The organism is Kaistella rhinocerotis, from assembly GCF_030243905.1.
Classification (GTDB): Bacteria; Bacteroidota; Bacteroidia; order Flavobacteriales; family Weeksellaceae; genus Kaistella; species Kaistella rhinocerotis.
The window spans coordinates 750970-773028 of sequence record NZ_JASSYY010000002.1 but is presented as its reverse complement, the minus strand read 5'-3'; the positions used below and the strand labels follow the sequence as shown (position 1 = coordinate 773028).

Annotated in this window: 20 protein-coding genes; all 20 read right to left on the bottom strand. The window is 40.5% G+C overall.

All coding sequences use genetic code 11. The features are described 5' to 3' along the window. Window positions 1-211: 211 nt before the first annotated feature. Window positions 212-832, bottom strand: a complete 621-nt coding sequence (locus QEP06_RS08815; RefSeq protein ID WP_285269922.1) for an acetyltransferase — start codon at window positions 830-832, stop codon at window positions 212-214. Beyond that, a complete protein-coding gene (locus QEP06_RS08810) occupies window positions 829-1437 on the bottom strand; it encodes a sugar transferase (RefSeq protein ID WP_285269921.1) in 609 nt (202 codons plus the stop codon). Before QEP06_RS08810 ends, QEP06_RS08815 begins: the two co-directional genes overlap by 4 nt. Further along, window positions 1430-2632 (bottom strand): glycosyltransferase family 4 protein, encoded by a 1203-nt coding sequence (locus tag QEP06_RS08805; protein WP_285269920.1) that lies wholly within the window; start codon window positions 2630-2632, stop codon window positions 1430-1432. The genes QEP06_RS08810 and QEP06_RS08805 overlap by 8 nt, the downstream gene beginning before the upstream one ends. Before the next feature lies 1 nt (window position 2633). Further along, window positions 2634-3755, bottom strand: a complete 1122-nt coding sequence (gene wecB, locus QEP06_RS08800; RefSeq protein WP_285270084.1) for a non-hydrolyzing UDP-N-acetylglucosamine 2-epimerase — start codon at window positions 3753-3755, stop codon at window positions 2634-2636. Window positions 3756-3932: 177 nt separating this feature from the next. Continuing rightward, window positions 3933-4208, bottom strand: coding sequence for a four helix bundle protein (locus QEP06_RS08795; protein ID WP_341850012.1), 276 nt, complete (start codon window positions 4206-4208; stop codon window positions 3933-3935). A gap of 82 nt (window positions 4209-4290) precedes the next feature. After that, on the bottom strand, window positions 4291-5409 hold the full coding sequence (locus tag QEP06_RS08790; RefSeq protein ID WP_285270083.1) for a polysaccharide biosynthesis C-terminal domain-containing protein: 1119 nt from the start codon (window positions 5407-5409) through the stop codon (window positions 4291-4293). 32 nt (window positions 5410-5441) lie between these two features. Then, window positions 5442-5636 carry a hypothetical protein gene (locus QEP06_RS08785; RefSeq protein ID WP_285269919.1) on the bottom strand — a complete coding sequence of 65 codons (195 nt, stop codon included), beginning with the start codon at window positions 5634-5636 and terminating at the stop codon, window positions 5442-5444. Window positions 5637-5662: 26 nt separating this feature from the next. After that, complete coding sequence (locus QEP06_RS08780; RefSeq protein ID WP_285269918.1) at window positions 5663-5863, bottom strand: hypothetical protein; 201 nt, start codon at window positions 5861-5863, stop codon at window positions 5663-5665. Window positions 5864-5992: 129 nt separating this feature from the next. Continuing rightward, window positions 5993-7024, bottom strand: a complete 1032-nt coding sequence (locus QEP06_RS08775; protein ID WP_285269917.1) for a polysaccharide biosynthesis protein — start codon at window positions 7022-7024, stop codon at window positions 5993-5995. Between the two features lie 88 nt (window positions 7025-7112). Continuing rightward, the gene (locus tag QEP06_RS08770; protein WP_285269916.1) at window positions 7113-8225 is read right to left on the bottom strand and encodes a glycosyltransferase family 4 protein; all 1113 of its coding nucleotides are present in this window, start codon (window positions 8223-8225) and stop codon (window positions 7113-7115) included. Between the two features lie 46 nt (window positions 8226-8271). Continuing rightward, a complete protein-coding gene (locus QEP06_RS08765) occupies window positions 8272-9375 on the bottom strand; it encodes a glycosyltransferase (RefSeq protein WP_285269915.1) in 1104 nt (367 codons plus the stop codon). A gap of 1 nt (window position 9376) precedes the next feature. Then, entirely contained in the window at window positions 9377-11191 is a 1815-nt protein-coding gene (asnB, locus tag QEP06_RS08760; protein WP_285269914.1) for an asparagine synthase (glutamine-hydrolyzing), read from the bottom strand. Window positions 11192-11275: 84 nt separating this feature from the next. After that, window positions 11276-12184: a glycosyltransferase family A protein gene (locus QEP06_RS08755; RefSeq protein WP_285269913.1), complete on the bottom strand. Its 909-nt coding sequence runs from the start codon at window positions 12182-12184 to the stop codon at window positions 11276-11278. A gap of 8 nt (window positions 12185-12192) precedes the next feature. Next, a complete protein-coding gene (locus tag QEP06_RS08750; RefSeq protein ID WP_285269912.1) occupies window positions 12193-13386 on the bottom strand; it encodes a glycosyltransferase in 1194 nt (397 codons plus the stop codon). Then, the gene (locus tag QEP06_RS08745) at window positions 13383-14615 is read right to left on the bottom strand and encodes an EpsG family protein (RefSeq protein WP_285269911.1); all 1233 of its coding nucleotides are present in this window, start codon (window positions 14613-14615) and stop codon (window positions 13383-13385) included. The genes QEP06_RS08750 and QEP06_RS08745 overlap by 4 nt, the downstream gene beginning before the upstream one ends. A gap of 4 nt (window positions 14616-14619) precedes the next feature. Then, on the bottom strand, window positions 14620-16092 hold the full coding sequence (locus tag QEP06_RS08740; RefSeq protein ID WP_285269910.1) for an oligosaccharide flippase family protein: 1473 nt from the start codon (window positions 16090-16092) through the stop codon (window positions 14620-14622). Next, window positions 16093-17178 carry a non-hydrolyzing UDP-N-acetylglucosamine 2-epimerase gene (gene wecB / locus QEP06_RS08735; RefSeq protein ID WP_285269909.1) on the bottom strand — a complete coding sequence of 362 codons (1086 nt, stop codon included), beginning with the start codon at window positions 17176-17178 and terminating at the stop codon, window positions 16093-16095. Between the two features lie 80 nt (window positions 17179-17258). Next, window positions 17259-18563, bottom strand: a complete 1305-nt coding sequence (locus tag QEP06_RS08730; protein ID WP_285269908.1) for a nucleotide sugar dehydrogenase — start codon at window positions 18561-18563, stop codon at window positions 17259-17261. A 185-nt stretch (window positions 18564-18748) separates the two neighbouring features. After that, entirely contained in the window at window positions 18749-19720 is a 972-nt protein-coding gene (locus tag QEP06_RS08725; protein WP_285269907.1) for an SDR family oxidoreductase, read from the bottom strand. Then, on the bottom strand, window positions 19717-22056 hold the full coding sequence (locus QEP06_RS08720; RefSeq protein ID WP_285269906.1) for a GumC family protein: 2340 nt from the start codon (window positions 22054-22056) through the stop codon (window positions 19717-19719). The genes QEP06_RS08725 and QEP06_RS08720 overlap by 4 nt, the downstream gene beginning before the upstream one ends. Window positions 22057-22059 lie beyond the last annotated feature (3 nt).

Sequence of the window (22059 nt, the reverse complement as noted above, 5' to 3'; positions counted from 1 at the left end):
TTGAGTTTACGATAGATAAAAACAAAGATTAACATAGCAAAATACCATTGGCTTCACTAATAGGTGTCTAATGGTTTTTAATGAGACCAAAGTTGGTCTCCATTTATAAGCCGGATTCGCCCAGGAACGTTGGGAACCGGCCTTCGCAAACAGCAGGTTCTGCCGCACTTATCTTTTATAAAACGGAGAACGACGCTGTTTCCGTATGGCCTCAGTCCGGATATTCACTGGGATCGTGAAATTTGATGGGTTTGGCGGGATTACCTACCACCACGGCATAATCAGGCACATCGCGCACCACCACCGCACCGGCTCCCACGGTGGCCCACTTTCCGACTGAAATACCGGGAAGCAGCGCCGCACCCGCCCCGATATGCGCGCCTTCACGCACCGTGACCTTCCCCGGGAGCACAGCCTTGGGCGAGATGTGAACAAAATCTTCCAAAACACAGTCGTGGTCAACCACTGCCCCCGTATTGATAATACAGTGAAGCCCGATGATAACATCCGGATTAACCACTGCATTCGCCATCACCACTGTACCCGCTCCAAGCGTGGAATAACACGAGACGGTGGCCGCGGGGTGAACTGCACTGCCATAGTTTGCGGCATGCTCTTGTGCAATTCTTTTTCTCACCCTGTTACTTCCGATCGCAATTACTGTCGTCACCGACGCTGGAAATTCGGTCTTACCAGCCATCTGTTCTACCGGAATTCCGAATATCTCCTCGTACCTGGGGTTGGCGTCCACAATCCTTTCCACTTCCACACCATTAAGCATCAGTATATCTACAATCACTTTGGCGTGACCGCTGCCACCTATCACAATCATATCACATTACCTTTAAAGCGTTCTGTAGTGGCTTGACCGGCCGTATTAATGCCTTCTGATTTCAGCACTTTCTGTACGGTCATCATTAAAATTTTAAGATCCAGCATAAAGCTGAGGTGGTCCACATACCATACATCCATTTTGAATTTATCTTCCCAGCTTACCGCATTGCGTCCGTTGACCTGCGCCCAGCCCGTAATTCCGGGCCTTACCTCATGCCGTCTCGCCTGTTCCGGACTGTACAATGGCAAGTACTCTGGCAACAGTGGCCGAGGACCGATCATCGACATATCGCCTTTCAGCACATTGATCAGCTGCGGGATCTCGTCAAGCGAGGTTTTCCGTACAAAACTTCCGACCGCCGTCAGCCGCTCCGCATCCGGCAGCAGTTGGCCATCTGCGTCTTTTCGGTCGTTCATTGTCCTAAACTTGATAATCCGGAACAGTTTGCCGCCCTTTCCCGGCCGCGTCTGGAAAAAGAAGGGCTTGCCGGCGTTGACGGCAACCAGACCCAGGGCCACCAAGAGCAGGACCGGACTCAGTACCGCAAGACCTAAAGCCGCTGCAGCAAAATCAATGAGGCGTTTAAAAAAGATTCTATACATGGTTCATTCGCTTAATTATGAGTTCGTAAGAGCGGGTGACGTGGTAATCCTTCTCAAGCAGCTCGCGGCATGGCTCTTTATAGGTTTCGAGGTCTTCTGATACCAATTTTTCTATTGCATTGGCCATACCTGTAAGATTGCCTGCTAATACCTTATATCCGCAATTGTTTGCCTGGATGATATCGCCGATATCTGTATTGGGGTCGGTAGCGGCGATAACCGGCATCTGCATTTCGAGGTAAGACAGCAGGCGCGACGGAAAATTAGGGATCTTGAATTTCTTATCCAAAAATATGAGCCCTATATCACACGAGGCAAGTAATACATCATAGTCTTCTTTAGGAAGCGCGCTCAGGAGTTTTGCATTAGTTGGCTGTACCGAGGTAAACCATTGTGCAATCCGCTCATATTCTGTACCACTTCCCACTACTAGAAAGAAGGCTCTCGAATGCTGCAGCGCCTGGATGGTATCAAGCATGAAATCGAGTCCCTGCGGAAGTCCCAGATTCCCCCCATAAATAAAGATTCGCCTGTCCTGGGGTAATCCGTATTTGGAACGTATACGCTGCTTCTCCGAGGCCGAAAAACTAGGGTATCGTGGCTCGATCGTATTCGGATTCACCTCAATCTTCAACGGGTTAAGTTCTGGATTATTCTGTATTATGAATTGCCTGTTGGCTGGAGACATACAGCCAATGGCGTCCGATAAGCGATACAATTTCTTTTCTTTTTTTACAAACTGGCGGTGCAGAATTCCTTTCCTCTTCATCATTTTCATATCCACAGCGTTCTGTGGAAAGATATCTTTCAATAAAAGATAGGCAAATGCATTATCTCGTCTCTTGATGTAACTGATTACCTTTACCAAAGTGATCGGTGGTGTAGAATACAATACAAGGTCAAACTTGGAATCAGGAAGGAAATTTCGGACAGCCCTGAGATATTGATACTCGATGGCCAACGTACCAATTCCCTTTTCGATAATATTTGTTTTCTGGATATTGAGGGTTCGTACTTGCAAGATTGCTACCCCTTCAGTCCTCTTCAGATTGGTTGCAATCCCACGCCTTCGCTGAACCGGCGTAACAACGGTCACGGAATGGCCTTCATCACGGAATTTGCGCAAAAGATCCTGGTAAATTCCCCGTTCTTCTACCGAATCGATTTCAACTAAAGTCAGGAAAAGAATATTCATATCATATTTCCTTTGACCAAACTGTTCGCCTGATATAATCTGTATATGAAATAATAATCCGCACCACTTTCTCTGACACATTCGGCATGGAGTAATCTGCTACCGGCCTGTAGTTTCTTTCGGCACCGGTCTGCTGCTGCTGAACCTGTATCAGACCCTGTAATATCCTTTCCGGACTTAGGCCTACCATCATCACGCTGGCTTCCTCCATGGCTTCGGGCCGCTCATGAGCCTGACGGATATTGAGTGCACGGAAATTAAGTATCGATGATTCTTCAGAAATGGTTCCTGAGTCTGAGAGCACGGCATAAGAACGCATCTGCAAGGCGTTATAATCATGGAAACCCAGTGGCTTCAGCAATTGAATGAGCGGATGCATTTCGAGCTGCATCTTATCAATCATATTTTTGGTCCGCGGGTGGGTGGACACGATTACGGGATAACCATACGTTTCAGCAATGGCATTCAGCGAGTCCATCAGTCCGCGGAAGTTCTTTTCTGAATTGATATTCTCCTCACGGTGCGAGGATATTACAAAATACTTTCCTTCTTCCAGCTCAAGTTTTTCCAGCACTTTCGAAGCCTCAATCTGCGGCAGATAGTGGTTCAGCACCTCAAACATGGGAGAGCCGGTCTTGATGATGCGGTCGGCCGGCAGGCCTTCCCTCAGAAGATATTCTCTGGCGATATCGCTGTACGTTAAGTTGATATCGGCGGTGTGGTCAACTATTTTGCGGTTGGTTTCCTCCGGCACGCGCTGGTCGAAGCAGCGGTTTCCGGCTTCCATATGGAAGATCGGGATTTGTCTTTTCTTGGCCGGAATCGCGCAAAGACAGGAATTGGTATCACCCAGAACCAAAAATGCGTCCGGTGCCAGTTCTTCCAGCAAAGGATCAATCTTGATAAGTATATTGCCTATGGTTTCAGTGGCTGTCTTACCGGCAGCTTCCAGGAAATAGTCCGGTTTTCTTAAGCCTAAGTCTTCAAAAAATATCTGATTGAGTTCGTAGTCGTAATTCTGTCCTGTATGGACGATGATATGTTCTATGGCTTCAGAACTGTCCAGGGCCGTAAGCACACGTGATAATCTGATAATTTCAGGTCGTGTACCGACAACGGTCATTACTTTTAGTTTGGTCGGTTGGTGACTGGTGATTGGTGATTGGTCCGTGGGGACTGATGCTGGGTGATTGGTGAATGACGAGTCTGTACTATGGTTCATTTATTTTTTAAATATTTTATTAATGCATTTAATTGCCTGCCAATTGTTTCTACTTCATTTACGATAAAACTGTATTTATCAGCAGAAAGATAATTTAGGTTTCTTGCAATCAAAAATTTGAGTGTCCAACTCCTGATTACTACCTAAGGAGATATACAAAAAGCGGATAAATTCCCTATCTGAGTTTCTTGCTGCTCCCTCCGCGATATTACTTGGTATGGAAACACTGGCTCTTCTTATCTGATTGGTTAACCCAAAAATTTCTTCTTTTGGGAATTCACTGGTTACTAGATAAACCGTGGTGACTAATTCAACACTACTTTTCCAGACATCAAGATCTTTATGTGTTCCCATTTTATCGGATTTGACAAATTTACCAATTACCTATCACTAATGACCAATCACTAACCACCAATCACCAATCACCAATCACCAATCACACTTCCAGGAAGTAGGTATCCGCATTTTCCGGATCAAATGGCTCATTAATCCAGAATATGGTATACAATTCCTCTTCACCAATGTTCTTTATATTGTGGGTATACCAGATGGGCATATCTACATACGCCGATTCCGTACCGTCCAGATAGAAATCCAAAACTTCATCCGAGTCTATTTTCCTCAGTTGGATTAACGCCTTGCCTTTTATAACTGCAAACCTTTCAATTTTCCTGGTGTGGAAATGGTTACCGCGTGTGATTCCCGGCACAGTGGTTGAAAACGAGCACTGTCCGCCAATTCCAAGTCTGATCACTTCTACAAACGCGCCACGCGCATCAGTGTGCTGGGTAAATTTTACAGGATAATGGCTTTTGTGGTCAATATAAGAGCGGTAGGTATTGAAAAGTTGATAATCAAAGGCTGTTTCCAGTTTTGGAATCTCGCCACCCTCAAAATAAATCCTTTTAAATTCTTCAAGCTTAGCCAGCACCTCCGAAACCTTTACTGTTTTTGTAGATGGGACAATATACTCTTGCGTGGTGGTGCCTGCTGCGATCTGATCTATGATTTCCTGCACAAGTTCGCCTACATAGATAAGTTTTACCTCACCGTCTACATCAATGGTTGGAGTTTCGTTATGCGTTAACTTGTGACAGAATGTAGCCACAAAGGAGTTGTAGTTGGGCTTTCCGAAAGGTCCGAAGACATTGGGAATGATTATTCCCGTGAAAGTCCCGCCGTTTTCATTTGCCCAGTCTGCCAGTAACCTGCGGCCTTCTTTCTTCGATTTCCCGTACAGGTTATCGCGCTCCTCCTGCGAAGATGATGAAAAGAGTACATGGGCTTTAGAGCCGGTACGCTGGAGCGAATCTGCCAGGCGTTGTGCCAGCGAAACATTGGTGGTATATATAAATTCAGCATCAGGATGACGGTTCATGGCGGCCAGATGCACGATAACGTCGCACTGTTTTACAAATGCATCCAACTTTTCATCCGATTCAAAAAACGCCCTTTCGAAATGAATGCGCTCATACTGTTCGGGATACAACCCGAGAATATTGTAAAGGTGACTCCCCACAAACCCTGCCTGACCGGTAATGCCGACTTTTAAAATTCCTTTTTTATTAATTTCCATGATCTATGTTTTTAAATTTTTTGTGGTCCGCCGTTAAAATAGCTGAGCGGAAAACGGATTTCATCCTGGATTTCACCCAGTGCATAATCCGACATCACGAGCAGTTTACTGTGCTCCTCAAGCGCGCGGAGCGCGGTGACACATCCGGCAGGTACATGGAGAAAATCCAGTGTGGCTGAAGTGAGTTTGTGACAGGTTTCCGGCAATTCCGGATCGGGCGTTTCCGCATTATTTAATAGAATGACACGGATCTCAAAACTACCCTGAACCGCGGCAAACCACCGCTGTTCGGCGTATGGCCCTGCCAGCCCCGGATAAAATCCGTGAAGTGGTTCTGAATGGTATAGATGCGCTTTACTTCAGACGCATCAAATACATTGTTAAAAGTCAGGATCCCCCTTTCGTCTTCATGCCGGCTACCTTTTATCACCATATTATACTACGCATACCTGCCTCAGCAGAATTTTTTTATTTTCAGAAATGACATCTCACATCTCACATCTCATATCTCACATCTCATGTCTGACATCTAGCATCTAACCTCTCACATCTAACATCTAACCTAAGGATACTGCAGCACATCTTCTCCAAACACTTCCTTTCTAATAATTGGAAGCGTAGATATAAGCTTCTTCAAACCCTCTACCCCCTGCTGCTCAGTATTATGAGAATGGTAATCTTCAATTTTGGAAATGTCCCTTTCCCCTTCGGAGAAATATTTCGCATAGTTAAGATCCCGGTTATCAGCCGGAATACGGTAAAATTCGCCCATGTCTTCCGCATGCAGCATTTCTTCACGCGTACAAAGGGTTTCATACAGCTTTTCGCCGTGACGGGTTCCGATGATCTTCACCGGCACTTCTTTACCTGCAAGTTCCATAAGGGCTTTCGCAAGATCGCCGATGCTGCCTGCCGGTGCTTTGTTTACAAACAGGTCACCGGGATTGGCATTTTCAAACGCGAATAGTACTAAATCCACCGCATCCTCCAGTGACATAAAGAACCGTGACATGTTTGGATCGGTAATGGTGATTTTCTCCCCTTTTTTTATCTGGTTCAAAAACAACGGAATAACCGAACCCCTGGAGGCCATGACATTTCCATATCGGGTGAGGCATACCACCGTCTCGGTAAGGCTTCTTGATTCAGCCACCGCCACTTTTTCCATCATGGCTTTGGAAATGCCCATGGCATTGATGGGATAGGCCGCTTTGTCGGTACTGAGGCAAATCACTTTCTTTACTTTATTGTACGCCGCGGCGCGGATGACGTTCTGCGTGCCCTCCACATTGGTTTTTACGGCCTGCATCGGGAAGAATTCGCAGGAAGGAACCTGCTTCAGGGCAGCCGCGTGAAAAATGTAATCTACTCCTCTGGTCGCCGGTTCTACACTGTCATAGTCGCGTACATCGCCAATGTAGTATTTAATCTTATCGTTTTTATACAGCACGCGCATATCGTCCTGTTTTTTTTCGTCGCGCGAAAAAATGCGGATTTCCTTGAAATGGTCTGTGTGTAAAAAACGGTTAAGGACCGCCGAACCGAATGAGCCAGTGCCGCCGGTGATGAGGAGGGTTTTATTATGGATTTGCATAATATTATTTAATGCTTAATTATATTTATAACGCTTTTACTCTTACTAGAAAGATAAATTATCTACATCTATATGTCGCAGGAGCAACTTATGAGTTTAACCAAATTTCTTCAATCTGCTGTAATATTTTGGGCATCCCGTATTTTTCGTTCACCCGGTTCTGCGCATTTGCACCGCACCGCGCAGCAAAATCTTTATCGTTTAGCATACGTAAAATTGCACCACGTAGTTTTTCTGCATTTTTAGGTTCAACCCACAAACCATAATTGTCTCCATTATCAATATCAAGCATTTCCGGAATCGCTCCGACATTAGTGGTAACAATGGGACAGCCGCACGCCATACTTTCGATTATCACATTAGGAAAACCTTCCGTATAAGTAGGCAGTACAAATACACCGCAGGATAACATTTCCTTTATGGTAGTTTCAAAATCCTGCTCGCCAGCAATGCTCAACCACCTTTCATGTCCCTCACCGGCCTGCGCTAACAAATTGGTTTTCATTTCTTCAAAAACATGACCTATCATCTTCAGATGAATGTCTGGAATCGTTTTACACGCATTGATAAGCTCATATACTCCTTTCGTCACTATGGTTTGACCAGCAAACAAAAGCGTTCTTTCTTTTCTTAAAATATGCTTATTTTTTTCTATCAGTCCTGTTACTGTCGGAGTAAGTGGATTAGGTAAAAGACGTATGTTTTTGTAGCCCGCATGCATAAGCGTATCATATGATTTTTTATCGATTACAATTGCAGTATCAGCCTTACCAATTATTCGGTGAAGTAGTTTATACTCCCAGTGTTTGGTTTCAAAAATCTCTGGTATTCGGCCAAAATGAAAATGCACAACAGTCTTTACTTTTTTTCTACCAGCAACAGAAATAAAAGCCAAGTCTTTAAGGAGGCTAAACGAACCACTGGACACAACATGGACCAAGTTAATTTCATTCTTTGCGATCGAGTGCCTTAAAGCCCTTAACATTCCTATATATTTTACCAAACCATTACTCCAGCGTTTTAGATTAGTCATTCCGGCGGTATTGCCTGTTTCTGTGCTGAACAGATGTAATTCAACAGATTCACTCACGTTCGTATTATAATGGCTCATTACGTTACCCGTCCATCTTGTGATCCCTCCAACTACTTTGTGGCCCATGGAGGAACATAATAATACCTTGTACTTCTTATCTTTTTTCATATAATTTTTAGTTGGTATTTTTTCCGAGAGCTAAAAAATTGTAATTTCAATACTTTTGTTTTGTATGATTAACAAGATTTATCCATTTCTCTGAAATAATACCTTTTGAAAAAAGGCGATTTGCTTTTTTCTGTGAAGCATGACCCATGGACAGTATTTCATTTTCTGTTCGTTCCATCATATAACGCAAAGAACTCGTAATTGAGTCCGGGTTATCCCAGTCGCAGAGTACACCATTGGAACTATCTACCAATTCCTGATAATCGGAAACTTTGGTCATTAAAATGGGTTTACCAATACTCATACCCTCACATATAGCATTAGGTAATCCTTCCAGCTCGCTTAGAAGCGCTACCACATCTGCCTTATGCATTAAAGCGGAAACGTCTTTGGTGGGAGCATTTAAAGTAAGTATATTATCTAACTTGTATTCTTTTATTTTCAAAACAGATTCATCGTAAGCTCTTGTATCTCCATTTGTTACCTCAATTCTACCATACCAATTCACGCTTAACTTTTCTTTTTCTTCATTAGAAAGTAATCGGATGGCTTCGATCAGTCCCAAAGGGTTTTTCAGATATTGATACGAGGCAGCAATGACCACATTAACTTTTCCATTTCTTTTTGGGATATATTCTTCTGTTATCTTAGGCAACAATACGGGATTGTAAATCACCGACAGTTTGTGCTTGTATTGGGGGTAATGTTTTTCCCATATTGCCTTGGCATTGTAAGAATTACAAACGATTACATCTGAAAAACGCTGGAACCACCCGAAGGCTTTTCCTCGTCTTGATAACAGGAAATCTTCCTGAGAACTTCGTTCACTTGTAATGACCTTCCAGCTCTTGCCACCTATGGCTGCAAAATTATTGAGAAAATTAGGAGTGTCCATAAAAGAAATAACTGCATCAAATTTCCCATTGCGGATATATTTCCTAACCTGCCATATCCGCGACATATAACTTTTGGTAAGTATGAGGTGTATAGGTATATTTAAGTTTTCCACTTCATTCTGGAAAAAAGGTTCATCTGCATAAAGCAAAAATGACACATTCTGCCCTTGCTCTTTTAACAAAGAAGCAAGCGTTACCATTTGGCGTTGGGCGCCACCAGAGCCTAGGGAGTCTATGAGTAATAGAATTTTCATCTTAAGTTACACTATACTTTTCAAACCATAAAGCTAAAACATATAGCTTCCAAATGTTAAAAGAATAATCCCTTTTACCTTCAAAATGCTGTTTCATTTGTTTTTCAAACTTTTTAACATCTAAATTTGGAATTGATTCCAGAAATAAAGGATTTAATTTATCATAAACATCGTCTTTTAATTCGTTTTTTATCCAATGATTTAATGGTATTGCAAATCCTTTTTTGGGTTGGGTAAATACTTCCTCGGGAATGTATTCTTTTAATATATCACGTAAAATTTTTTTGGTTACCCCATTTTTATATCTGTATTCCATAGGTAAAGTTCTTGCAAACTCCACAATCCTGTAATCTAGAAATGGGCTTCTGGATTCTACTGAAAAAGCCATGCTAGCTCTATCAACTTTGGTATTACTGTCATTTTCTAACCATAACTTAATATTCAAATCTGCTATTTTTTGAAGCGAAACTTTTGACAAAATTTTAAATTGTGGATAATATTTGTCTACCCATTTAAAATTACGTTTCTTGGTTAATGTATCAAATTGAGCAAATACTTTTATAATGAGTTCATTTTCATTTTTACAGCCCAAAATTCCTTTATAAGCTTCGGCCTGCTTATTCATTAATTTGTTTACTGGAATCCAACTCAATACTTTTCTTAAGTGATAATGGAGCACAGTAAGTTTTTTAAATTGTTCTACTAACAACATGTGTTTATACCCAATAAAACTTTCATCACCACCATCTCCGGACAGTGCCACAGTAACATGTTGTTTAGTTACTTTGTTCAATAATAATGAGGGTAAAGCAGAGCTATCCGCAAAAGGTTCGTCATAGGCATTGATTAAATGTGGCAACATTTCCAGAACTTCCTTCGGAGTGCATAAGGTTGTGGTATGTTCGCTGTTTATTATTCCTGCATATTGTTCCGCCACTTTACTTTCATCAAAGTCTGGATCTTCAAAAGCAATCGTAAACGTTTTTAATTTTTGACTACTGTATTTCGCAGCAATGGCAGAGACCAAAGCAGAATCTATCCCACCCGAGAGAAAAGAACCAAGAGGAACATCCGCTTGCATTCTTATTTTTACCGCATCAGTAATAAGTTCGTGAAGCTTATCTTTAGCAGTTTCGTAACTGATACTTTCATCAACTTTCGCAGACTGTAAATCCCAATATTTTTCAAGATATAATTTTTTCTCTTTTAGGTGAATGTACATACAGTAACCTGGTTGTAGTTTTTGTATTTCATTGTAAATACTAAAAGGACTTGGTATATAACCACAGTCCAAATAGATAGAAATTGCCTCTTGATTGATGGTCAAGTTTTTATTCATCAATGGACTAAGTTGACTACAAATTTCAATGTTCCCATCTTTCCAATAATAGAAAAATGGTTTTACACCCAACCGGTCTCTGGCACAAAATATCTCCTCCTTTTTACTATCGTATATTGCAAATGCAAACATACCATTGAGTTTACTCAATAATTCTTTACCCCAAACAGAATAACCTATGACCAAGACTTCCGTATCACTCGTAGTTTTAAATGAATATCCTAATTTAATAAGATCTTCTTTAATAGATTGAAAGTTGTATATTTCGCCATTATAAGTTATATAGAATTGCTCAAATTGAAATGGTTGATTTGATCTTTGGTCTAAATCTAAAATAGAAAGTCGTAGATGACCTAAAGTAAGCTTTTCTATTTGAGTAATACCTAAATTATCAGGTCCTCTATATCCAATTTTTTTGATTTTAGCTTTTATTTCCTGCTGTTGGTAAGGTATGTTGGTAAGATAAATTCCGCACATTATAATTTTGGTGTTCGTTATTTTGAAGGATTGTTTGCATGATTAAAGAAAAAAATATGACAGTTTGTAATTTTTTGTTTTATATTAATTCTTTATGATCGAGAGAATAAGTCCTAAGGGACTACATAATAAAAATAGCAATTTAGCTTTTAAATTATTCAAATTTCTAAATTGAGTTAAATAACTGTTGTCAATGAATGCATAAAAAGAATAAATACTTGCTCCTTTTATAAATGAAATTGGACTGAATTTAAAATAATCAATCTGGTAATTAAGCATATAATTGCTCATCTCTAGGTTACGAGAAATTTTTTCCTTTCGCTTTACATTTCCATTTGAAATAGATGTTTCTGAGGCGTCAACATAATAAATTCTTACAGCTTTATTGTAGAATCTAAATTTTTTATCGCGAGATATTTTGTCCCAAATTATTCCTTCAGGATAAAAATGATCATTGTGATCTTCAGGAAATAAATATTTTCGGTGCATCGATGTCTGAACCATGCACCAGCTTTCTTTTCTAAATTTATGGATGTAGAAAACATCTGCCATCGTTGCGTCTAACGGCTCAATAGATAAATAATCGCTTACTCGATTACCAAACTGATCATTACAGCATGCCCTAATACCTGAAAAACTATTTTTTTCATTTTTAGGTATATTATTCCATGAATTTATAAAAAACTCTAATGCATCATGTGTAAAAGCATCGTCTGAATCAGCAATGATAAAAAACTCTCCACTACATAAACTTAATCCTTTATTTATAGCCCTATGCTTTCCTCTATTGGAATTAAATTTATGATAAATAATTGGGAAATCAGCATCGTTAATAAACGCACTCATCACAATATCAATATCATCAGATGAGCCATCGTCTACAATTACCCATTCAAAATGTTTGTATGTCTGTTTTTTTAAACTTTCCCATACTCGATGTATTGTATGGGCTCTATTATATGTGGGCGTAAAGATGGTTATTAATGAATTCACCTTAGATTTTATGATATTTGATAAATTACTTTTTTTAAAACCTCAGCTCTTGAAGACCAAGAATACTGCTCTGCATCATTTAAACTACTTGGAATCCTTTCTAATAAACTTTCTATGTTACTTAAACATTCACAAATTTCACGGAAATCGTTTTTTACAAATAAAATCGATTTATTACTTTTATGCTCCATGTAAACTGGAGACTCTTCATTAGAATATAAAAATAAAATAGGCTTATTAAGAGCTAAAATTTCGAATATTTTACCAGATGTTTGAATACCATACGCATTATCAAAATAAAGAATTACATTAGCTTTAGCAAATTCCTTGAAGAGAAAATCCTGCCCCACCTTTCCCTTTTGTATAATTTTAGTATTGGTAACCTCAAAATTTAAATCTGAAGAACCATAAAACTTTATCGTTAATCGTTCTCTATCTAAATGATTTACAGCTTTAACAAATTGTGCGGAATCTCTTAATCTGGGATAAAAACCACCTGCATATATCATTGATGTTTCTTCTTTATAACAAGGAGATTCATCATCTTGAATCAAATTTAAATCTACACCTTGTGGAATAATATGAATTCTTTGTTCATTTATAGAAAATTCATCGGTGTAATATTTTTTTGTATAACTGTTTGTTACAATTATAGCATCTGCCTTTTTGAGCATTTTACTTTCGATAAACTTATATATTAACTCTGAAAGCTTATTTAGATTATTTGCAGAATTATTACTGAGAGGATCTCCAATATCAAATATCACTTTATCTACATTCGTACCCTTCCGCTTTAGCTTCAAAGCAATTTCACCCATACTTTCTGGTTTCATGCTTGCAACGACAAAATCAAAATCTCTATTAGCAAGTACATTGATTATTTTTGATTTTTCTAATATAAAACCATCGATCACCAATAATTTCCTGATTAATAAGCTAATAGCTTTATTAAAAAGTAGCATTATTTTCATAGGTTTATATCCAATACTATCTTTAAAAAGAAAAAATTTATTGACCCAATTCATTGGTAATCTTATAACTTCGACACCTTCAATTTGTCTATATTCGTCTTTTACTTCAAAACATAAAACAGTTATTTTAAAATCATCTTTCAGATATCTCAGTAGATTTGCTGTCCTTATATTCCTTGGTCCATTTGAGTCAAAGGTTGGCTGTAAAAATAGAATCGATTGTTTTTTCATCCTATTATTAAATATTTAAAAATTAAAACAACAGGACTTGAAATGTAGAAGTCCCATGTTAATACCATATTATAATACCCAAACATGGTGAAAAAATTCCAGGCAAACACTAAAGGCATACCATACAACACTTCTTTGTATTTTACCTGTTTGAAATTGACCAACCAAATGTATGCAATCAGTGGCCAAACAAAAGTATTAAACCGAACCCCCAATGAAGGTACAAAAGCAAAAAAATTGAAAACAGAAGCCCAAACTAACAGGAAAAGATACAAATTGTTCGTTTTGTTGTTAGAACGTATCTGTTTCGAGTTCTTGATAAAGAGGAATATCAACAGTGCCTGATAAATACGCATAAGTATATCAAAGGTGTGGGGAATAAAACCATAACCAATACCAACTTCATTTCTTGATTTTACATACTCAGCATCAGTATAATCATTTACCATACCAGACATAAAAGCGGGTAAAGTATCCTGATAGGACTGAAGAAACTCAATCGCGATATTAGAGAAAACAAAGCTAAAGCCAAAAAGTATCACCCATGTTTTTTCAAACCTTCTGGTTAATTCAGCTAAAATAAGCACTCCTATAAAAATCCAAAATGAGCCGTGAAAATAGGGCGTTACCAATACGAGCAGCCAATATTGCTTTTTATTATTTTTGAAAATCTGAAAAATAGCATAGACGCCGATCCAAGTTGCAGTCCAAAATCGCACACCATTTATATTGAATATCTGATTATACATAAACATATATGCCAGTATAAACACCCCCAAACCGATCTGTTGTCCTATTTCTTCAGTAAAAAACTTAAAAGATTTAAGTGAAAAAAACGCAAACACAGTGGCTAACACCATAAACATTACATGATAATTATCAGTAAATCTGCTCAGATAATAACTAACGGTCTCGAAATAATAATCCTTTTTTCCTTCATCAAAGTTAAGAAAGGAGTTCCAACCCTCAAGAAATTCAACTTCTGAAAGGAACTTTGCATTATCAAACTCCAATCTGTAGTAGGCTCCATCTACTCCAATTTCAACAGTTGGTCCGCTTGGTACTGTATATGCCATCCCAAATAAAACAGCACAAAGGAAAAAGACAATAAAAGACGTCTTAGTATTTAGACTCCTTAATGAATAAACAAAGGAAAGGACTGGTAAAAAAACAAACAAAATTACTTTTATTGCATTATCAGTACTATTTTCTTTTTGCCAAAGTGCCATACGGTTAATTCTTTTTTAATAAAGGTTTGATTATTGATAGATAATCCAACTTAAGCCATAGGCTAATCAAAAAATAAAGTGATGTATATAACGCAAAACTCGCAAATAAAACTGTCAGACTATTCCATTCTAAGTACTTTACAAATAAGAAATACAAAATACTTAATATAAATATTGAAGGGATTGTTATTTGAGTTATAATTTTAACCGGGAATAATTGATATGTTTTGAGATTAAAGTACTTTGCTACCATCCATAATAATGCATACGTCTTACCTATTTGACATAGTAGTGATATTACAATAATCATATAAGGTGAATTAAAAGTTTTTATTGAGACGTACTCAAGAATTACTAATGATAAAGCAACTGCAATATGAACATTTGCATAATATTTTACTTTTCCAATATTAATAAGTAATGGCGCATAAATAATTATATTAAAGAAGTTTATGATCACTTTAATCTTAAAATAAACCGATGATTCCTCATATTTTTGCCCGTAAAGCACAACCATCAGGACATCAGCAAAGAACCAGGAATAGATAACTAAAGGATAAATTAGAAGTGCCGATTTTTCAAAAACGCTCTTCCATATCGGGAATATTTCTTTTTGCGGGTCTAATTTTTCATGACTCATACGCGAGAATATGGGTGACAGCACGCTGGAAGAAGCCCCCACGATCATCCCTACAAATGGTAGCTCCATCGCTCCGTTTGAAAACTCAGCAAATACTTTGCTCCCAAAGTAACGACTGATGAAAAATTGATCGGCAGAACTGATAATAATACCCCATAAACTGGCATATAACAAGGGAATTGAAAATTTGAATATTTCTTTATATGAAATATTACATTTCTCGTTTCCATATTTTTTTACTGGGTGATATTTGAAATAAAGTGCTAAAAGAAAAGAAACAAATGATGCAATAACGAACCCTACTATTGCTTCTATATATCCGCCATCAAATAAAACAACAGGAACAACTACACAAAAAAGCATAATTAATCGAGTAATTACATCATACAGTGCGAGAAATTTTGTCTTTCTGAAAGTGGCCAAAATACCTTCCAAGCCCATAGTTGGTAGCATTAAAAATGGTACTGGTGAGAATATTCTTAAAGCCAGTGTTAAATCCGGGTTTTTTAAGAGGAGAGCAATTTGAGGAGCAAATAGAAATAAAAAAACAGAAAAGAAGCCCCCTAGTATAAAAAATATATTTGTTATCTTCTTAATCAGATCCTTCGATTGATCAATTTCGACTCTTGGCAGAAAAAAAGAAAATGCTTTTGGCAACCCTAATGTAAATACAGTCAGCAAAGTACTGTAAACATACAATACCTGTTTATATGTACCATAATCTTCTTTCGGTAAATAGCGGCTCAATATCATGGAACTAACTATCGCAAACCCAAAAGAGAATAAACTGCCAAGTGCAATCCAAAATGCTTGAACTGTATTACCTTTGCTATTCATTTAAATTTTCATCATCACTTTCAATATCCTTTCTGCAGCTTTGCCGTCCCACAAGTCTGGTATACCTCCCTTCTTCCAATTACCTGAAAAGAGCTTTTCTAATGCTGGTTTTATAGCGTCAGGACTAGTCCCAATCAATTCGTTTGTTCCGATAGTAATTGTTTCAGGTCGTTCGGTATTATCACGCAATGTTATACAAGGAATACCCATTATGGTAGTTTCTTCTGTAATGCCTCCAGAGTCGGTAATTACCGCTTTGCTGTTTTTAACAAGATAATTAAATTCTAAATAACCCATAGGGTCAACAATGTGTAAATTGTCGGCTTCAATACCTAACTCTGAAAAGATTTTTGCCGTACGAGGATGAATTGGAAAAATTATAGGTAACCCCTGTACGTTATTAACTATTTCTTTCATAGTTCTTGTGAGCTTTTCAGCGGCGTCAACATTAGCAGGCCGGTGTATTGTAAGCACTAAATATTTTCTTGATTCAAGTTGTAGCTGGTCAAATATTAAAGGCTTAGAAAATTTAGGAATATTGATTAATAATGTATCAATCATCACATTCCCAACAAAAAATATGTCGTCTTGCTGCACGCCTGCTCTTAGTAAGTTTTGATTCGCAACTTCTGATGTAGTAAAAAAATAATCTGTAATGGAATCCGTTACCATACGGTTAATTTCCTCTGGCATTGTCAAATCTCCACTTCGAATACCTGCTTCAACATGAGCCACTCTTGTATTCAGTTTCTTAGCCACGATGCTGCAAGCCATAGTTGAAGTTACATCACCTACTACTACAACCAGATCTGCAGGATTCAAAATAAGTTCCTTTTCAAAAGCTACCATAATAGCCGCTGTTTGTTCGGCCTGAGTTCCTCCGCCACAACCCAGGTTAACATCTGGTTCGGGAATATTGAGTTCTTCAAAAAATGTGTCACTCATTGATTTATCATAATGCTGACCAGTATGAATTAACCGATAAAGAATATTACTACCTGCTTTCTGCGCCCTTTGAGCGGCATGTATGATTGGCGCTATTTTCATGAAATTGGGTCGGGCACCTGCTATTAATGATATTTTCACATTCGTATATTAAGAAATAATTATTACTAAAAACTGTTTGGAATCCATGAGATAGATTACTTTAAGAAGTCTTAATTCATCTATAATTTATTATCAGATTGTTTCAGAATGCTTTTTACATCATACACCACTGCATTTTCTTTTTTCAAATTCTCTAAATTTAAAGTCATGAAATTGTCATGAGCTACGCCGAGAACTACTCCATCAAATTTTTGCACTGGAACTTCTGTCTTGCATTTTATACCATATTCAATCAAAACCTCTGCAGGGTTTGCCCATGGATCATGAACCGTCACCTTAATTCCATAATCTTCAAGCGCCTTTATTACATCCACTATCTTGGTATTCCGCACATCAGGACAGTTCTCTTTAAAAGTGATTCCAAGCATCAATACTTCCGAACAGTGAACTTTAATGTCATTCTTAATCATAGTCTTAATAACCTGCGAAGCCACATATTCACCCATCGAATCATTCAGCCTTCTTCCCGCCAGGATAATCTCCGGATGGTAGCCATATTCCTGCGCCTTCTGCGCGAGGTAATAAGGGTCAACGCCGATGCAGTGACCGCCTACGAGGCCCGGCTTGAAGGGAAGGAAATTCCATTTCGTGCCTGCGGCTTCCAGCACGGCATGGGTATCAATGTCCATGAGGTTGAATATTTTTGCGAGCTCGTTAACAAAAGCAATATTGATATCCCGCTGTGAGTTTTCAATTACCTTCGCCGCTTCCGCGACTTTGATTGTCGGTGCCAAATGGGTACCGGCCGTAATCACTGCTGCATAAAGTTCATTCACAGTCTTACCGATTTCAGGCGTCGAGCCCGACGTCACCTTGAGGATCTTCTCTACCGTATGTTCCTTGTCACCCGGATTAATTCGCTCCGGCGAATATCCGGCGAAAAAGTCCACATTATATTTCATGCCGGAAACCTTTTCTACAACCGGAATGCAGTCTTCTTCTGTCGCTCCGGGATATACGGTGGATTCGTAAATGACGATATCTCCTTTCTTCAAAACCTTTCCTACGGTCTCACTTGCCTTAACAAGCGGCGTAAGTACAGGCCGGTTGTTCTTGTCCACCGGCGTAGGTACGGTGATGATATAGATATTGGCATCGGCAATATCCTCCAGCTGGTCGGAGCAGTACAAACCTACAGTTTGAGATGAGTTCGCCTCGCCCGCAATAACAAACGGGTTTTCTTTCACCAGTGCAGACTGCAGCAGCTCGTCCGAAACTTCCAGCGTATCATCATGGCCGGCATTGAGTTCTGCGACCCTTTTTGTATTGATATCAAACCCCACAACCGGAAATTGGGTAGCAAAAAGTCGTGCGAGTGGAAGGCCTACATAGCCGAGACCGATAACTGCGATTTTATGATTCATGTGTTGAGGTTAAGGTTACGATTAAGGTTAAGGTTAAGGTTAAGGTTAAGGTTAAGGTTAAGGTTAAGGTTAAGGTTGAGGTTGAGATTGAGGTTGAGGTTGAGGTTGAGACTTTTGCCTCGCAAAAGAGATTCCTCACTTCGCTCGGAATGACATTGTGTTTTTAAATATAAACATATACTTTATTAGCGTTCCAGGTGTTTCCAGTACCAGTCCACCGCTTCTTTCAGCCCGGCGGCAAACTGATGGCTGGGTTTGTATCCTAATAATGCGGTGGCTTTATCGATACTTGCCTTGGAATGGGGCACATCTCCTGCCCGTACAGGCCCGTGCACTATCTCAATTTCTTTTATTTCGGCATCATACGCAGAGAGATATTCCTTCAGCTGGTTTGCCATGTCCTTGATCGTCGTACGGTCGCCCACCGCGGTATTATAGACCGTATTGACGGCCTCCGGATTACGGGTCAGCATCGCGAGTTCATTCATCTGTATCACATTGTGGATATACGTAAAATCCCGTGAATAGTCGCCCTCCCCATTGATGGTAGGCGATTCATGGTTCATCAGCTGGATAACAAATTTCGGAATTACAGCCGCATAGGCGCCTTTAGGGTCCTGGCGCCGGCCAAATACATTGAAATACCGCAGACCGATACATTCCATCCCGTAAGTTTTCGCAAAAACATCGGCATACAGTTCGTTTACATATTTGGTAATGGCATAGGGCGACAATGGTTTTCCAATCACGTCTTCCACTTTGGGAAGGCTCTTTGAATCGCCGTAGGTACTTGAACTGGCCGCATAGACAAAGCGTTTTACCTTGGCATCACGCGCGGCCACCAGCATATTGAGAAATCCGCCTACGTTCACATCGTTACTGGTGATGGGGTCATTGATCGACCTTGGAACGGAACCTAATGCGGCCTGATGCAATATCGCGTCCTGACCTGCACAGGCCATGTGACATACTTCAATATCCCTGATATCTCCTTCAATTAGAAGGAAATTGGGACGATCCAGTAAATGCTCGATATTGTGCCGATGCCCGGTCGCAAAGTTATCGAGACAGGTAACCTTATAGTTTTTGTTGATAAAATGGTCACATAGATTTGAGCCGATGAAGCCGGCCCCACCTGTAATTAAAATGTTTTTCATCGTCCAAAAATTTCATACCATTTCTTCTTCCTTTCCTCCGTATAATACCCGTAACCATACTTATTGCCGTAACTCAGATGCATGTTGCGCACGTCATTCAGCACGATCGCAAATTTTCCTTTGGCATTCTCATTCATCAGCTGCCGCGCAAATTCAAACATTTCTTTGTCCGTATGTTCGGCGCGCATCACGTAAAGCAGGATATCCATATAACCGAGCAGATTGAAAGTATCACTCACCATCAGCATCGGTGCCGAATCGATCACAATATAATCGTAATACGGTTTCTGTTCATCGAGCATCGTTTTGAACTTTTTACTCGCCAGCAATTCGGTAGGGTTGGGCGCGATGCTTCCACTTGGGATCACATCGAGGTTGGCATGCAGGTCAGAGGTTTCAATGATTGACGAGACCTGCATATCCGGAGAAGCCAGATAATCGGACAGACCGCGCGGTGATACCTTCATAAAGCGTTTGAACTGCGGATTACGGATATCCGCTCCCACAAGTAGTACTTTCCGGTTCTGCGCCAGGGTAAGTGCCGTATTGAAGCTGACCGTGGTCTTACCCTCACCTTTTACTGAGGAGGAGATAAGAATGACCGAGGCTTTTCCTTCCGGCGCTTCCTTGAGTACGAAATTCATATTCGTCAGCATAATCCGGAACGATTCGGCAAAAGAGGAGAAGTCATTTTTCTTCACCAGCGCTGTTTCGTCACCCGCGTTCGGTATCTCACCCACTACCGCTACTTCCGGCAAAGCTTCGCGGATCTGTCGGCGGCTGTGTACATACGTATCAAGCGCAAAACGCGTGTATAAAAAGGCTCCCGGCAACAGCAGTCCTAAAAGTGCTGCCGCGAGGTACACAATATTTTTCTTGGGTGCTACAGGCGCGGCCATCGTATAGGCAGGGTTCACGATCTTGGCTTTTGGTGTATTCACTGAAAGCGCAATTGAAGTCTCTTCTCTCTTCTGAAGTAGATAGAGGAATAGCGATTCTTTCAGGTTCTGCTGTCTTTCGATGCTGCGGAAAACCCTTTCCTGCTGCGGAAACTTGCTCAGGCTCGACCCCGATTTATTGATCTCGTTCTGTATCTGGCCCATCGCGATCTGCAGGGTGGAGCGCGATTTACGCAAATTGTCTCGGATGAGTTCGCGCATTGAAGCGATATCGCGGTTGAACTGCTGCACCGCCGGGTTCGAAGGCGTAGCCTGCTTCAGCGTACGGTTGCGCGTGAGCACGAGCTGGTTGTATTCCTGAATGACGGTTTCCAGACCTGCCGGCATGCCGACATTGGTTGGCAGGAGTTGGTCATTGGCAGAAGTATTTGCAATGCGCAGCACCGAATCCACCATTTCAAGCTGGGTGCCGATGTCCATCATCTTTTTGGTGTTCTCGCTTGCATTCTCGAGATTGAGTTGCGCCTGAGTCTGCAGGTCGGAGATTTTGTTGGCTTCTTTGAAGTTTTCCTTCTGCGACTCAATGCCACCCAGTTCTTTCGTAATCAGGTCAAGCCTTTCGTCGATAAAATCAGCGGTGCTTTTGGCCTCAGCATTTTTATCATGAATGGCGTCCACATTGTACTGACGGATGAGTTCATTCAGGATGTCCTCCGAACGCACCGGATCGGTCCCGATGCGGCTCAGTTCCATGATGCTCGACTTCTTTTGCGGGATCACCACACTGATCGACGCTTCGAGCTGGTCTGCCACAATCCGTGGATTGACGATCCTTAAGGTCAGCGGCTTGTCGAAGATGACCCCATTTTTCCGTTGCAGGACAAAACTGCCATAGTCGGTAACCACAGGCACCCCAAATGTACCCGAAATTTCTTTCGAATCATTTTTGAGCTTAAAATGGTTGGCTCCGATCGGTGCGATGCTGTAGGTCACCGACTTGAATGAGCGCGGCTTTTTTAAGTTGAGCAGGCTTCCGGTAAACGGACTGTTTTCATAGAGTTCAACCTGTTTGACGTTACCTTCGTTGATCACTTTCACCTCGAGGTTCAGACTCTTCACCACGTTGTAAAGCAACGGCTTCGACCGTACGACGGAAATCTCATTGTCCACTTCATTGGACATCAGTCCGGACGGCAGTGCCATGTTCTGAAAATCCTTCAGGCCCATGATCTCTCCGCTTTTGGCCGAGGCACTCTTCACATACAGTGAAGCTTTGCTCATGTACTGTGGCGTGGCGTAACGCAGATATAAATAGGCGCATGTAAGTCCGAGGAGCAGTCCGCCCACAAACAGGGGCCAGTACCGCAGATACCGCTGCATCTGTCTTTTGATTTGGGCACCGTCTCGCTGCTCTGTTGCAATCTCTGTAAATTCCATGAA

Coding starts and splice junctions, on each gene's coding strand:
- QEP06_RS08780 (WP_285269918.1), bottom strand. CDS start 5,863: ATGGTGATAAAAGGTAGCCGGCATGAAGACGAAAGGGGGATCCTGACT.
- QEP06_RS08795 (WP_341850012.1), bottom strand. CDS start 4,208: ATGGGAACACATAAAGATCTTGATGTCTGGAAAAGTAGTGTTGAATTA.
- QEP06_RS08805 (WP_285269920.1), bottom strand. CDS start 2,632: ATGAATATTCTTTTCCTGACTTTAGTTGAAATCGATTCGGTAGAAGAA.
- QEP06_RS08720 (WP_285269906.1), bottom strand. CDS start 22,056: ATGGAATTTACAGAGATTGCAACAGAGCAGCGAGACGGTGCCCAAATC.
- QEP06_RS08765 (WP_285269915.1), bottom strand. CDS start 9,375: ATGAAAATTCTATTACTCATAGACTCCCTAGGCTCTGGTGGCGCCCAA.
- QEP06_RS08810 (WP_285269921.1), bottom strand. CDS start 1,437: ATGTATAGAATCTTTTTTAAACGCCTCATTGATTTTGCTGCAGCGGCT.
- QEP06_RS08770 (WP_285269916.1), bottom strand. CDS start 8,225: ATGAAAAAAGATAAGAAGTACAAGGTATTATTATGTTCCTCCATGGGC.
- QEP06_RS08815 (WP_285269922.1), bottom strand. CDS start 832: ATGATTGTGATAGGTGGCAGCGGTCACGCCAAAGTGATTGTAGATATA.
- asnB (WP_285269914.1), bottom strand. CDS start 11,191: ATGTGCGGAATTTATCTTACCAACATACCTTACCAACAGCAGGAAATA.
- QEP06_RS08730 (WP_285269908.1), bottom strand. CDS start 18,563: ATGAATCATAAAATCGCAGTTATCGGTCTCGGCTATGTAGGCCTTCCA.
- QEP06_RS08745 (WP_285269911.1), bottom strand. CDS start 14,615: ATGGCACTTTGGCAAAAAGAAAATAGTACTGATAATGCAATAAAAGTA.
- QEP06_RS08725 (WP_285269907.1), bottom strand. CDS start 19,720: ATGAAAAACATTTTAATTACAGGTGGGGCCGGCTTCATCGGCTCAAAT.
- QEP06_RS08740 (WP_285269910.1), bottom strand. CDS start 16,092: ATGAATAGCAAAGGTAATACAGTTCAAGCATTTTGGATTGCACTTGGC.
- wecB (WP_285270084.1), bottom strand. CDS start 3,755: ATGACCGTTGTCGGTACACGACCTGAAATTATCAGATTATCACGTGTG.
- QEP06_RS08750 (WP_285269912.1), bottom strand. CDS start 13,386: ATGAAAAAACAATCGATTCTATTTTTACAGCCAACCTTTGACTCAAAT.
- QEP06_RS08775 (WP_285269917.1), bottom strand. CDS start 7,024: ATGCAAATCCATAATAAAACCCTCCTCATCACCGGCGGCACTGGCTCA.